The 13422-nt window shown below is 73.6% G+C and carries 10 protein-coding genes; 4 read left to right on the top strand and 6 right to left on the bottom strand.

The features are described 5' to 3' along the window. Positions 1 to 103: 103 nt before the first annotated feature. Positions 104 to 1414 (bottom strand): MFS transporter, encoded by a 1311-nt coding sequence (locus tag LL648_RS19975; protein WP_232664134.1) that lies wholly within the window; start codon positions 1412 to 1414, stop codon positions 104 to 106. A 99-nt stretch (positions 1415 to 1513) separates the two neighbouring features. On the opposite strand from LL648_RS19975, the gene LL648_RS19980 reads away from it, so the two are divergent. Then, a complete protein-coding gene (locus LL648_RS19980) occupies positions 1514 to 2899 on the top strand; it encodes an ATP-binding protein (protein WP_374112080.1) in 1386 nt (461 codons plus the stop codon). Positions 2900 to 3204: 305 nt separating this feature from the next. On the opposite strand, the gene LL648_RS19985 is transcribed toward LL648_RS19980, so the two are convergent. Then, a complete protein-coding gene (locus tag LL648_RS19985; protein ID WP_232664136.1) occupies positions 3205 to 3789 on the bottom strand; it encodes a TetR/AcrR family transcriptional regulator in 585 nt (194 codons plus the stop codon). 114 nt (positions 3790 to 3903) lie between these two features. Between LL648_RS19985 and LL648_RS19990 the strand changes: the two genes are divergently transcribed. Then, positions 3904 to 5637, top strand: coding sequence for an ABC transporter ATP-binding protein (locus tag LL648_RS19990; protein WP_232664137.1), 1734 nt, complete (start codon positions 3904 to 3906; stop codon positions 5635 to 5637). Positions 5638 to 5772: 135 nt separating this feature from the next. Then, positions 5773 to 7728, top strand: coding sequence for a vWA domain-containing protein (locus LL648_RS19995; RefSeq protein ID WP_232664138.1), 1956 nt, complete (start codon positions 5773 to 5775; stop codon positions 7726 to 7728). A gap of 159 nt (positions 7729 to 7887) precedes the next feature. Here LL648_RS19995 and LL648_RS20000 read toward each other — a convergent pair whose 3' ends face one another. The 4 genes from LL648_RS20000 to LL648_RS20015 all read right to left on the bottom strand — a co-directional run bounded on the left by LL648_RS20000 (position 7888) and on the right by LL648_RS20015 (position 11780). Next, the gene (locus tag LL648_RS20000) at positions 7888 to 8436 is read right to left on the bottom strand and encodes a hypothetical protein (protein ID WP_232664139.1); all 549 of its coding nucleotides are present in this window, start codon (positions 8434 to 8436) and stop codon (positions 7888 to 7890) included. Between the two features lie 142 nt (positions 8437 to 8578). After that, a complete protein-coding gene (locus LL648_RS20005; RefSeq protein WP_232664140.1) occupies positions 8579 to 9748 on the bottom strand; it encodes an N-acetylglucosamine-6-phosphate deacetylase in 1170 nt (389 codons plus the stop codon). Then, positions 9748 to 10824: an SIS domain-containing protein gene (locus LL648_RS20010; RefSeq protein ID WP_232664141.1), complete on the bottom strand. Its 1077-nt coding sequence runs from the start codon at positions 10822 to 10824 to the stop codon at positions 9748 to 9750. The genes LL648_RS20005 and LL648_RS20010 overlap by 1 nt, the downstream gene beginning before the upstream one ends. Continuing rightward, the gene (locus LL648_RS20015; protein WP_232664142.1) at positions 10821 to 11780 is read right to left on the bottom strand and encodes an N-acetylglucosamine kinase; all 960 of its coding nucleotides are present in this window, start codon (positions 11778 to 11780) and stop codon (positions 10821 to 10823) included. Before LL648_RS20015 ends, LL648_RS20010 begins: the two co-directional genes overlap by 4 nt. Before the next feature lie 299 nt (positions 11781 to 12079). Here LL648_RS20015 and mshC point away from each other — a divergent pair, with 299 nt between their 5' ends. Next, positions 12080 to 13318: a cysteine--1-D-myo-inosityl 2-amino-2-deoxy-alpha-D-glucopyranoside ligase gene (gene mshC, locus LL648_RS20020; RefSeq protein WP_232664143.1), complete on the top strand. Its 1239-nt coding sequence runs from the start codon at positions 12080 to 12082 to the stop codon at positions 13316 to 13318. The last annotated feature ends 104 nt before the right edge of the window (positions 13319 to 13422 follow it).

Consider the following 13422-nt stretch of genomic DNA (forward strand, 5'->3'; position numbering starts at 1 on the left):
AGTCACCTCCCGGAACCGCACCCGGGGAGGGCAGGAAAGCCACTTTCCGGCCCTGTGGGGGCAGGAAAGTGGCTTTCCTGCCCACCGGCGGAGCCGGTGGGAGCTACGTGGTGGCCGGCTCGCGGCGGCGGAGCAGCAGCGTCGTCACCCCGGCCACCGGGAGCGCGATCAGCGCGATGAGCGCGCCCGGCACCCCGATCACGTCGGCGAGCCCGCCGACCAGCGCCGCGCCGACGCTCGCGCCGGTCAGGAAGACGAGCGTCGCGATGCCGAGCGCGACCCCGCGCTGCTCGCCGCCGACGGCGGCGCCGACCGAGGAGATCATCGCCGGGTGCCCGACGCCGAACGCGACCGTCACCAGCGCGACGCCGATCGCGAGCAGCACCGGCGAGTCGAACGCCCCACCTGCAGCGGAGACGAGGAGCGCGACGATCGCTGTCGGGCAGGCCAGCGTCAAAGCGCGGTGCGCGCCGAGGCGGTGCAGGAGCCACCTCGCGACCGGCGGGGAGAGGAAGCCGACGACGGCGGCCGGGAGCAGCAGCACCCCCGTCGCGAGCGGCGTCCACCCCCACGACGCGGCCGCGAGCGGCACCCCGAGCAGCAGCGCGAACCAGCTCGCCGGCACCGCGGCCGCCGCGAACGCGCTGCGCAGGACCACCGCGTTGGTGATGACGGCGCGGGGCAGGAAGCCGTCGGGCCGCTTGCGCACCCGCAGCACGACCGCCGGCACCCCCACGACGAGCAGGACGGCGCCCAGCACGGCCGCGACCTGTCCCGCCGACGGCGACTGGATCAGCAGCACGAGCCCGGACGCGGCAACGGCGACCAGCGTCGCGCCGAGCTTGTCGATCCGCTCGCCCGTCCCGCCACCGGGTGCCGCCCGCCAGAGCGGCGGGATCGCGAGCAGCCCGATCACCGGCAGCGCGAGCGCCCACCGCCATCCGCCGAACGCCTCCAGCGCGCCGCCCAGCAGCGGGCCCAGCGCGCTGAGGGTCGCGGAGGTCCCCGCGATGCGGCCGAGCGCGGCGCCTTGCTGGTCGCCGCTCCACCGCGCGCTGATCAGCGCCGTCGCGAGCACGGGCACGGCAGCGGCGCCCGCGCCCTGCACGATCCTCGCGATCATCAGCACCGCGAAGTTCGGTGCGAGCGCCGCGGCGAGCGCACCCAGCGACATCGCCGCGATGCCGAGGCAGAGCGGGAGCCGGATGCCGACCATGTCGGCGATCCGCCCGTGCGTCGGTGTCGCGACCGCGAGCGCCACCGTGTACCCGCTGATGATCCACACGCCCGTCGCGACGGAGATGCCGAGGTCGGCGGTCAGCTCCGGCAGCGCGACGGTCACCGCGGACGTGCTGGTGCCCGCCAAACCGAACAGGAGGCCGAGCAGCACGGCCGAGCGCGTTGGGGATTCCACGGGACTTACAACACCATGCTCGCGGCTTTTGTTGCTTGACGGCACCGAAGTTTCCCCGACGTTCGGACATCCCGCCGGGCCGGGCGTAGCGTGGAATCCGTGCCCCAAGATCTTCCCCGTACCCTCGGCGCGCTGCGCGAGTCCGGCCACGAGCTTCGTGGTGTGAAGGACGAGATCCGCGCCAACCTGATCACCGCGCTCCGCGAGGGGCGCGACCCGTGGCCCGGCATCGTCGGCTTCGGGCAGACCGTGCTCCCGCAGCTGGAGCGCGCCCTCATCGCCGGACACGACGTCGTGCTGCTCGGCGAGCGCGGCCAGGGCAAGACGCGCCTCCTGCGCGCTCTGTCCGGCCTCCTCGACGAGTGGACGCCCGTCATCGACGGCTCCGAACTGGGCGAACACCCCTACGCACCGATCACACCCGCGTCGCGCCGCCGCGCCGCCGAGCTGGGCGACGACCTGCCGGTCGCCTGGCGCCACCGCGACGAGCGCTACACCGAGAAGCTCGCCACCCCCGACACCGCCGTCGCCGACCTCATCGGCGACGTCGACCCGGTCAAGGTCGCGGAGGGCCGCTCGCTCGGCGACCCCGAGACGATCCACTTCGGGCTCGTGCCACGCGCCCACCGCGGGATCGTCGCGATCAACGAGCTGCCCGACCTCGCCGAGCGCATCCAGGTCGCGCTGCTCAACGTGATGGAGGAGCGCGACATCCAGGTGCGCGGCTACACGCTGCGCCTCCCGCTCGACGTCCTGCTGGTCGCCAGCGCCAACCCGGAGGACTACACCAACCGCGGGCGGATCATCACCCCGCTCAAGGACCGGTTCGGCGCCGAGGTCCGCACGCACTACCCGCTCGAGCTGGCCGACGAGATCGCGCTGGTAGAGCAGGAGGCCGAGCTGGTCGCGGCGGTGCCGCGGCACCTGCTGGAGATCGTCGCCCGGTTCACGCGGTCGCTGCGCGAGTCGAGCGCGGTCGACCAGGGCTCCGGCGTCTCGGCCCGGTTCGCCGTCGCCGCGGCCGAGACGGTCGCCGCGGCCGCGCTGCGGCGCGCGGCGATCACGGGCGAGGAGCGCGCCGTGGCCCGCCCGATCGACCTCGAGTCGGTGCCGTCGGTGCTGCGCGGCAAGCTGGAGTTCGCCTCCGGCGAGGAGGGCCGCGAGGAGGAGCACCTGACGCACCTCCTGCGCCGGGCGACGGCCGGCACCGCGCGCGCCAGGCTGCGCGGCATCGACCTGACCCCGCTCGCGGAGGCGGTCGCGCAGACCCCGGTCCGCACCGGCGAGCGGGTGCCGGCGATCGAGGTGGTCGCGGCCCTCCCGGCCGTCGAGGCGCTCACCGAGGTCGCCCGCCGGCTCGGTGCGAGCGGCACCGAGGAGCCCGGCCCGATGGCGAGCGCCGCCGAGCTGGCGCTCGAGCTGCTGTTCCTCACCCGCCGCCTCGCCAAGGACGAGTCGGACGACAACACGGTCAGCTACAGCTGACCCCTGGCAACGCGTGCGTCCTGCATGTGTTGCCAGGAAAGGTTTCCTGACCTTCCCTGCTGGCCCATCGCGCCCGGGGTGCACGCCGGATGGGTGCGGGACGCACACGTTGCCGGGAAAGCCACGTTCCCGGCCCCACACGCCGGGAAAGCCACTTTCCCGGCATCCTCGGCGTCGCGTCCCGGCCCCACCGCTGCCGCACACCCGAGCGCCGCACCCAGCACGGATTCTCATCCCTCTTGGCAGCCCGGAGGGCCATGGCGGACCTTCCTGGCACATCCGCGCCGTGGCTCCCCGCCGCCCCCTCAGGCGCCCGCGGCCTCCGTCGCGAGCGCCTTCTCGATCGTCCGGAGCATCGCGCTGATGGCGGGCTGGCGCGCCATCCGGCCGTCGCTGACCAACTCCCAGGTGCTGAAGACGACCGCCCAGAACATGTGGCGGATCCACTCGGCCTCGAAGGCCGGGTCGAAGCTGCCGTCGGCGAGTCCACGTTCGACGACCTCGGTCATCGGGTCGCCCTGCGCCTCCATCTTCTGCCAGAACGGATGGTCCTCCTGGTCGAGCGAGAGCTCCTGCCAGAGGAACGTCATCAACGGCCCGAGGTCGAAGTAGGCGAGGGCGAGCCTGCGGATCGCGTCCGTCGCCGGGCCCTTGTCGAGCGCGGCTTCCTGCACGGCGGCGCTCCCGCGGGCGATGGCGTTGTCGACGAGCGCCTCGATCAGCTCGGCGCGGTCGGCGAAGTAGCGGTGCAGCGTGCTGCGGGCCACGTTCGCGGCGTCGGCGATCTCCGACATCGACGCGGTGCGCCGCTCCGAGAGCACGGTGACGGCGGCGTCGAGGATGGCGCGCCGGGTGCGCGCCCGCGTCCCTGACTCGGCCTCGATGGACATGCTGCGCACTATAACAGCGCACTGCTGACGAAAAATAAGACAGAGCTGTCCTATTACGGTGCTAGGATGGCCCGCATGGGTAGTGAGGGGTCCCGTTGGCAGAACATCAAAGTCATGTGGTCGTTCGTGCGGCCGCACCGGTGGGTGCTGGCGCTCGGGCTGGTGCTGGGGCTGGTCACGACGGGCGCGACGCTGGTGACGCCGCTGGTCACGAAGCAGCTGCTCGACGGGTTGGCCGTCGCGGCGCCGATCGGGCCGGTCGTCCTGCTGCTGGTCGTGCTGCTCGTGGTCGGCTCGGCCGTCGGCATGGTGCAGTGGATCGTCATGGGCCGGCTGGCCGAGACGATCGTGTTCGACGCGCGCAGCACGATGGTGCGCAGGCTCTTCCGGGTGCGGCTGGGGGAGCTCGGCACGCGACCGGCTGGTGAGCTGGTCACCCGGGTCACGTCCGACACGGTGTTGCTGCGCGAGGCGGCCGGCAACATCGTCCAGCTGGTCAACGGCCTGGTCGGGCTCGTCGGCGCGCTGGCGCTGATGGCGATGCTCGACGTCGTGCTCTTCGCGACGACGATGGGCGCGATCTTGCTGGTCGTCATCGCGTTCGCGCTGCTCATGCCGGGCATCGCGACGGCGAACCAGAGCGCGCAGGACGCCGTCGGCCGGATGGGCGGAGCGCTGGAGGGGGCGCTGCGCGCGATCAAGACGGTCAAGTCGAGCCGCGCCGAGGAGCGGGAGAGCGCCCGGATCATCACCGAGGCCGACGGCTCGCGCCGGGCGAGCTTCCGTGCGGTCCGGATCGAGTCGGTCGCGTGGACCGTCGCTGGCGGCGGCATCCAGCTCGCGATCCTGCTGATCCTCGCGGTCGGGGCGTGGCGGGTCGGTGCCGGCGTGCTGGCCGTCTCCGGCCTGGTCGCGTTCCTGCTCTACGCGTTCCAGCTGATGGGGCCGGTCACGGAGCTCTCGACCACGATGACGTCGCTGCAGTCGGGCGTCGCCGCGGCCGCGCGCATCCGTGAGGTGCAGCGGCTGGAGGTCGAGCGCTCGGCGCCGGCGGTCACCGCCGGCGAGCCGGAGCCGGTGGCGGGGGTCCTGTCGTTCCGCGACGTCACCGCGCGCTACCACGCCGACGGTCCCGCCGCCGTCGACGGGATCCGGCTCGACATCCCCGCTGTCGGGCACACCGCGATCGTCGGGCCGTCCGGTGCGGGCAAGACGACGATGTTCTCGCTGATGCTCGGGTTCCACTCCCCGTCGGAGGGCACCCTGCTGCTCGACGGGACGCCGCTGGCGTCGCGGCCGCTCGCGGAGATCCGCAGGCGGATCGTCTACGTCGAGCAGGACACCCCGCTGGTGGTGGGGACGCTGCGGGAGAACCTCACCTACACCCACCCGGACGCCACCGAGGAGCAGCTCTGGGCCGCGCTCGACGCCGTGCGGCTGGCCGACCGGGCCCGGGAGCTGGAGCGGGGGCTCGACACCCCGCTCGCGAGCGCCCAGATCTCCGGCGGCGAGCGCCAGCGCATCGCACTGGCCAGGGCGCTCGTGTCGGAGCCGGAGATCCTGCTGCTCGACGAGGCCACCGCGCAGCTCGACGGCCTCACCGAGGCCGCCGTGCAGGAGGCGATCCACCGCGTGGCGAGCAGGGGAGCGGTGGTGACGATCGCGCACCGGCTCTCGACGGTGGTCGACGCCGACCGCATCGTCGTGCTGGAGGGCGGCGCGATCCGCGCGATGGGCACCCACGGCGAGCTGCTGGGGCGCGACGAGCTGTACCGCTCGCTCGTCAAGGCGCTCAAGATCGCGACGGGGCCGGAACCCACCCCCGAGCCGGAGCCCGCCATGGTGTGACGACCCCGGCGGGGCATGTACGCGAGGGCAGCAAAGCCACTTTCCGGCCCTCACAGGGCAGGAAAGTGGCTTTCCTGCCCTCCCCCGGGGCCTCGTCCGCTCGGTCCGTGCGGCCGGCCGCGATCCGGGCGTAGCGTGGAATCCGTGCCACGGCGAGATCGACATGTGCAGTACGGTCCCTACGTCGACGGCCCCGACCCGCTCGCCCCTCCGTTCGACCTGCGGGCCGCGATGGACGAGATCGGCCGTGACGTCATGGAGGGCGCTTCCCCGCGTTCGGCGCTGCAGGAGCTGCTGCGCCGGGGGACGGAGAACCGCAGGGGTCTGGACGAGCTGACCAGGCAGGTTTGGGAGCGGCGCAGCCGCCTGCAGCGGGAGAACCGGCTCGACGGCACGCTGCAGGAGGTCCGCGAGCTCCTGCAGCGTGCCCTCGACGCGGAGCGCGAGAGCCTCGCCCGCGACGACGGCGACGACGCCCGCTTCCGCGAGATGCAGCTCGACGCGCTGCCGTCCGACACCGGCGGGGCGGTCCGCGAGCTCGACCAGTACCAGTGGCGCTCCGCCGACGCCCGCGAGGCGTACGAGGAGATCCGCGAGCTGCTCGGGCGCGAGCTGCTCGACCAGCGCTTCCAGGGCATGAAGCAGGCCATGGAGGGTGCGACGCCCGAGGACGTCGAGCGGATCAGGGAGATGCTCGACGACCTGAACGGGCTGCTGGCCGCCCACGCCGCGGGGCAGGACACGCAGCAGCAGTTCGGCGAGTTCATGCAGAAGCACGGCGAGTTCTTCCCGGAGGACCCGCAGAACACCGGGGAGTTGATCGACCTGCTCGCGGCTCGGGCCGCGGCTGCGCAGCGCATGCTCAACTCGATGAGCGCCGAGCAGCGCGCGGAGCTGATGGAGCTCGCGCAGCAGGCGTTCGGCGACCCGCGCCTCGCGCAGTCGCTCGCCCAGCTCGACGCGCAGCTGCAGGGCCTGCGTCCCGGCGAGGACTGGGAGGGGCAAGGCCGCTTCCGCGGCGACAACCCGCTCGGCATGGGCGAGGCGACCCGCGCGATGGAGCAGCTCGGGCAGCTCGACGCGCTGGCCGAGCAGCTGGCGCAGAGCTACCCGGGCGCCCGCATGGAGGACATCGACCTGGACGCGATCGCCGAGCACCTCGGCGAGGAGGCCCGCGTCGACGCCCGCGCGCTCGCCGAGCTCGAACGCGAGCTGCAACGCCAGGGCCTCTTCGAACGGGCCCCCGACGGCTCGTTGCAGCTCTCCCCGAAGGCGCTGCGGCGCCTCGGCGAGTCGGCGCTGCGCGACGTCGTCGACCGGATCGGCGCCCGCCGCGGCGAGCGCGAGACCCATCGCTCCGGCGCGTCCGGCGAGGCGACGGGGGCGACGAGGCCGTGGGCGTTCGGCGACACGGAGGCCTGGAACGTCCCGCGGACCATGCTGAACGCGCAGCTGCGCAGGGCGGGCGGCGACGAGCGGCGGCTCGACGTCACCGACGTGGAGATCGTCGAGACCGAGCAGCGCACCCGCGCCGCCGTGGCGCTGTGCGTCGACACGTCGTGGTCGATGGTGCAGGACGGGCGGTGGGTGCCGATGAAGCGCACCGCGCTCGCGCTGCACCAGCTGATCTCCACGCGGTTCCGGGGCGACGACCTGAAGCTGATCACGTTCGGGCGGCATGCCCGCACGGTCGAGCTGGGCGAGCTGGTCGGCCTGGAGGGGGCGTGGGAGCAGGGCACCAATCTGCACCACGCGCTGCTGCTCGCCGGCCGGCACCTGCGCCGCAACCCCGACGCGCAACCGGTGGTGCTCGTCGTGACCGACGGCGAGCCGACCGCGCACCTGGAGAGCGACGGCAACGCGGTGTTCGACTACCCGCCGAGCCGCGAGACGCTGCAGGCCACGGTGGGCGAGCTCGACCGGATCACCGGGCTGCGGGCCAACTTCACGTTCTTCGTGCTCGGCGACGACCCGCGGCTCGCCGCGTTCGTCGACGGCATCGCGCGTCGCTGCGGTGGGCGGGTCGTCGCGCCGACGCTCGACGGGCTGGGCGCGGAGGTGGTCGCGGACTACCTCCGCACCCGCCGCTAGTGCGGCGGCCACAAACGTCCACCGGGTCGCTCGCGCGCCCAGACGACGCCTCGCGGCGTTGCCGCCCTTGCAAAGACGCCCGGTCTGAGCTGCGGGCGGCGCCTTGCGAGGCGCCGCCTGGATCACGCGATCAACCCGGCAACGTTCGTGGCCACCGCACTAGACCCTGCGGATCCGACCCCACGGCTTGATCACCGAGAGCAGGTAGGTGATCAGCAGCGCGCTGGGCGCCACCAGTGCCGGGTAGATCAGGTCGTCGACGCCGGCCGTGATCTGCTCGGCCGGCACGCCGGCGGCCAGCTGTCGGCCGTGCTCGATGGCCGCGCCGAGGCCGGGCGCCAACGCGATGACGATCAGCGTGGCCAGCACGAGGGTGATCGCCAGCTTCGTGACGACCCACCAGTGCCGCAGGAGCCCGTACTTCGTGCCCAGCCCCATCACGATGCCGCTGACCAGCGTCGCGAGCGCGGCCACGAGCAGCGGCCACAGCAGGAACAGGCCGAGCGCCTGGTAGCCGAGCCCGGCGACGACGGGGTCGGGCGCGAGCCGCCCGGTGAAGACGAGCACGCCGACCATCAAATCGATGCCCAGCCACGCGCCCGCCGAGACGATGTGCACGATCAGCATCACCTTGCGGGTCAGCGGTCGCATGCGCCACCCGACGGACGCGGCGGGCACGCGGGCGGGTGCCGGTCGTGTTGCTGTCATGCGGGAAATGGTGTCGCCGCGGGCGTACCCGGCACGTCGTACTGCGGTCGACACCGCGCCTACTCCCAGCGTGGTACGCGTCGACAACGACGTTCTGGTCGTTTGTTAGCGCTAACAACAGCCAAAACGTCGTTGTCGACGGTCAACCCGTCAGCGTGGACGGCTCCTGGGTCGCGACGCGGACGCCGGCCCGGTAGACGTCACGGACGCGCAGGTCGGGATCGAGCACCACGAGGTCGGCCCGCCGGCCGGTGGCGATGGCGCCGACGTCTGCGAGCCCGAGCGCGCGCGCCGGTGCCGTGGCCGTCATGGCGACGGCACGTACCAGTGCGGCCTCGCGCGGCAGTCCGGAGTGCCGCACGACGTTGCCGAACAGCTCGTCGGTGGTCGCCGTGCTGCCTGCGATGGTCCCGGTGTCGAGCCGCGCGAGCCGGTCGACGACGGCCACCTTCAGCGCGCCCAGCCGGTACTCGCCGTCGGGCATCCCGGCCGCGGCCATCGCGTCGGTGACGGCCGCGACCCGGCCCTGCCCGGCGCTCGCGACCACGTGCGACCAGAGCGCCGGATGGACGTGCACCCCGTCGGTCACCAGCTCGACGGTCACGCGCTCGTCCTCCATCAGCGCGATCGCCGGGCCGGGCTCCCGGTGGTGCACCGGCGCCATCGCGTTGAACAGATGCGTCCCGACGCGCGCCCCGGCCGCGATGGCCTCGCGGGTGAGCGCGTAGCTGGCGTCGGTGTGGCCGAGCGCGGCGACGGCCCCGGCGGCCGCGATGCGCCGCACCGCGTCGAGCCCGCCGTCGCGCTCGGGGGCGAGCGTGATCATCGCGATCCGGCCCGTCCGCAGCAGGGCGTCCAGCTCGGCCGGGTCCGGGTCGCGCAGCTGGAGGGGATCGTGCGCGCCGCAGCGCGCCGCCGCCAGCCACGGGCCCTCCAGGTGCACCCCGACCAGCTCCCCGTCGGCGACGAGATCGCCGAGCGCGTCGACGTCGCGGCGCAGGTCGGCGGGGGAGGCCGCAACGAGGCTGCCGACCATCGTGGTCGTGCCGTGCGCGCGGTGGAACCGCACCGCGCGCATCGCCTCCTCCTGGTCGCCGCCGGTGAACGCGGCCCCGGCGCCACCGTGGACGTGCTGGTCGACGAACCCCGGCACGAGCACGGCGTCGCCCAGGTCATGATCAGACATCCGCGGCGGGGTGCCGAGCGCCGCGCCGACGATCCGGTCGCCCTCGACGTCGACCCAGCCGGGGCCGACGCCGATCTCGTCGGGGCCGGCACCGATCACGACCGTGGCGGCCGTGAAGAGTGCCATCAGAGGGTCTCCGTGACCTTGCGCAGGCCGCGAGGCGCGTCCGGGTCGCCGCCGCGGTCGACGGCGACGTGCCGCGCGAGCATCTGGAACGGGATGATCTCCAGCAGCGGGGAGAGCTGCTCGGGCGTGCCAGAGGGCAGCGTGAACCCGACCGCCGCACCGGCGACGGCGTCGGGCCGCCCGACGCAGCACACGTCGGCGCTGCGCTCGGCGAGCCCGGCGAGCACCGGCTCCATCGCGGTGCCGCCGATGCCCTCCGCGACCACCGCGAACACCGGGACCTGCGGCTCCACCAGCGCGAGCGGGCCGTGCATGAGGTCGGCGCCGGAGAACGCCTGCGCAGAGACGTACGCGGTCTCCATGAGCTTCAGCGCCGCCTCGCGCGCCGTCGGGTACGAGTAGCCCCGCCCGGTCGTGAGCATCCGCTGCGCGAACCGGTAGCGGCCGGCGAGCGCGGCGACCTCGTGGTCGCGCGCCAGCAGCGAATCGCCCAGGTCGGGCAGCGCTGCGGCCATGCCGCCGTTGCCGCCGCGCACCCGGTCCCACAGCAGGTGCAGCGCGAGCAGCTGCGACGTGTACGACTTGGTCGCCGCGACCGCGCGCTCGGGCCCGGCCAGCACGTCGACGTGTACGTGCGCCGCGGCCGCGAGCGGGGAGCCGGGGTTGTTGGTGACGGCCACGGTCAGCGCCCCGCCGGCCCTGGCGACGTCGAGCGACCGGACCAGGTCCGGTGAGCCGCCCGACTGGCTCACGCCGATCATCAGCACGTCCCGCAGGTCGGGACGGGCGTCGTAGGCGGTCATGGTCGAAGGCGAGACGAGCCCGGCGGCCAGCCCGTGCTCGATCTCCACGAGGTACTTCGCGTAAAGCGCGGCGTGATCGCTCGTGCCGCGCGCGGCGAACAGCACCATCCGCGGCGCGCGCTCCCTGATCAGCGCCGCGGCGGCCTCGAGGCCCGCGGCCGCACCGTCGGTGAGCAGGCGCCGCCACGCGGCCGGCTGCTCGGCGATCTCGGCCGCCATCAGGCTGCCCGGCGGGAGCGACTGGTCGGCGGGACGGTCCGTGGTGCTGATCATGCGCGCTCCCAAGCGGGGTCGGGCTGGGCCGGCGCCATTGCCGTCTCCAGTTGGGACGTTTCGAGTTGCTGGGCGAGACGCACGGCGCCGAACACCGGTGCCGTGTCGAGCAGGCGGATCTCGGTCGTGGGCAGCCGGTCGCGCACGCGCTGCGCGAGCGCGGGCTGGTGCAGGACGAACCCGCCGCCGAGCACGAGGGGCCCCGGGATCGCCAGCCGGGTCAGCACGGTCGAGGCGAGCGCGACGAGCGCGTCGGCCGCCGTGTCGAGCACCGCGCCCGCGGCCGGGTCGCCGCGCTCGGCCAGCGCCGCGACGACACCGGCGTGCCGCGCCCAGTAGCGCTTGTCGGTGCTGATGCTCGCTCCGCCTGCGCTGCGCTCGGTCCGGGCGTACACGTGGTCGATGAGGCTCTCGGGCCTGGTCAGGCCGCAGGCGTCGAGCATCGCGGACGTGAGGGCGTCGACGGGCTCACCGCGGTTCATCCGGTGCAGGCCGTGCCGGACGGCGTCGAGCGCGACCTGGAACGCGCTGCCCTCGTCGCCGAGGAGGTGGCCCCAGCCGCCCGCGCGCGCGTCCTGCCCATCGGCGGATGCACCCCACGCGACCGAACCGGTCCCGCTGATCACCGCCACGCCGACGTCGAGGCCGGCCGCGGCGAGCACGAGCCGTGCGTCGTGCACGATGCCGACGGCCGCACCGGGGACGCAGGCCGCCACCAGGTCGTGCATGGTCCGCACCGAGTCGTCGGCGTCGGCGCCCGCCGCGCCGGCGCAGACGGCGACCACCCCGTCCGTGCCGACCGCGGAGATCGCCTCGGCGATGCGCCGCCCGGCTTCCCCGACCTCGACGGCGGCGATGTTCGCGCTGCCCGACTCGGCCTCCGCGACGACGACGCCGTCCTCGGCGCGAGCCGCCCGGGTGGTCGAGCCCCCGATGTCGAGACCGATCACCGCCATGCACACCTCCGGACTAGATGTTTGGTCTAAAACTCGCAGAGCGGGGGGTGGCCGTCAAGGGTGGTTCTCGGCCCGTCCCGTGGCGGGCGACACTGTGGACGTGGAGCGGTGCGACCGGTGTGGTGAGCCACACGACAAAACGGACCCGGCGGCGCTCGCCTGGACCCGTGAAATCGCGCCGGACGGGCGTGTGACCTGGCTCTGCGTCACCTGCTCGCGCCGGCATCTGCGCGACATCGAGGCGAAGCTCGCAACCGAGTGGTGGGTCGGTCCGGCGCCCGACGCGTAAGTTGTTCGTCATGCAAACATGGGCATCCGTCGACGTTCCACGCCTCGCCGGCAGCGGCCCCGCGCTGCGCTTGTACGACACGGCGACCGGACGGATCCGCCCCACCGCGCCCGGTCCCGAGGCCACGATGTACGTCTGCGGCATCACGCCCTACGACGCGACCCACCTCGGCCACGCTGCGACCTACCTGGCGTTCGACCTGGTCAACCGGGTGTGGCGGGACCTCGGGCACGAGGTCTTCTACGTGCAGAACGTCACCGACATCGACGACCCGCTGCTGGAGCGCGCCGAGCGCGACCACGACGACTGGGTTGTGCTCGGCATGCGTGAGACGGCGCTCTTCCGCGAGGACATGGAGGCGCTGCGGGTGATCCCGCCACGGCACTACGTCGGCGCCGTCGAGGCGATGGGGGAGATCTCCGAGCTAGTCGGCAAGCTCCTCGCATCCGGCGCCGGGTACCGCGTGGACGACCCGGAGTTCCCCGACGTCTACTTCGACAGCTCGGTGACGGGCCGGTTCGGCTACGAGTCCAACTACGACGAGCAGACGATGATCGAGCTGTCCCGCGAGCGTGGCGGCGACCCCGACCGCCCCGGCAAGCGGCACCCGCTCGACCCGCTGCTCTGGCGGATGGCCCGCGAGGGCGAGCCGTCGTGGGAGTCCGACCTCGGCGCCGGGCGCGCCGGGTGGCACGTCGAGTGCGCGGCGATCGCGCTGAACCGGCTCGGCTCGCAGATCGACCTCAACGGCGGCGGCTCCGACCTGATCTTCCCGCACCACGAGTGCGGCGCCGCCCACGCGGAGGCGTTCACCGGGGAGCACCCGTTCGCGCGGCACTACACGCACGCCGGCCTGATCGGTCTCGACGGCGAGAAGATGTCCAAGTCGCGCGGCAACCTCGTGTTCGTCTCGAAGCTGCGCGCGCAGGGCGTCGACCCGAACGCCGTGCGCGCGGCGCTGCTAGCCGGGCACTACCGCACCGACCGCCAGTGGACTCCGGAGCTGCTGGCGCAGGCCGAGGCGCGGCTCGCGCGGTGGCGGCAGGCCGTCGCGCTCGACGCCGGACCCGCCGCGGACGACCTGGTCGCGCGTCTGCGCACGCACCTGGCCGACGACCTCGACACGCCTTCGGCGCTCGCCGCCGTCGACGGCTGGGCGAGCGAGGCGCTCGAACGGCGCGGGACGGATCCCGCGGCGCCCGCCCTCGTCCGGGACGCGGTGGACGCGCTGCTGGGCATCGCGCTCTAGCGCGTTTCGACCCTCGCGAGCGCAGGGTCGGGGTGAGGGCAGGAAAGCCACTTTCCTGCCCTGTGAGGGCCGGAAAGTGGCTTTCCTGCCCTCACGGGCGGGAG

It is taken from the genome of Pseudonocardia sp. TRM90224 (assembly GCF_021245725.1).
Classification (GTDB): domain Bacteria; phylum Actinomycetota; class Actinomycetes; order Mycobacteriales; family Pseudonocardiaceae; genus Pseudonocardia.

Excerpts from the sequence above, each read along its gene's own strand:
- LL648_RS19985 (WP_232664136.1), bottom strand. The coding sequence starts at position 3,789 with ATGTCCATCGAGGCCGAGTCAGGGACGCGGGCGCGCACCCGGCGCGCC.
- LL648_RS19990 (WP_232664137.1), top strand. The coding sequence starts at position 3,904 with ATGTGGTCGTTCGTGCGGCCGCACCGGTGGGTGCTGGCGCTCGGGCTG.
- LL648_RS20000 (WP_232664139.1), bottom strand. The coding sequence starts at position 8,436 with ATGACAGCAACACGACCGGCACCCGCCCGCGTGCCCGCCGCGTCCGTC.
- LL648_RS20005 (WP_232664140.1), bottom strand. The coding sequence starts at position 9,748 with ATGGCACTCTTCACGGCCGCCACGGTCGTGATCGGTGCCGGCCCCGAC.
- LL648_RS20010 (WP_232664141.1), bottom strand. The coding sequence starts at position 10,824 with ATGATCAGCACCACGGACCGTCCCGCCGACCAGTCGCTCCCGCCGGGC.
- LL648_RS20015 (WP_232664142.1), bottom strand. The coding sequence starts at position 11,780 with ATGGCGGTGATCGGTCTCGACATCGGGGGCTCGACCACCCGGGCGGCT.
- mshC (WP_232664143.1), top strand. The coding sequence starts at position 12,080 with ATGCAAACATGGGCATCCGTCGACGTTCCACGCCTCGCCGGCAGCGGC.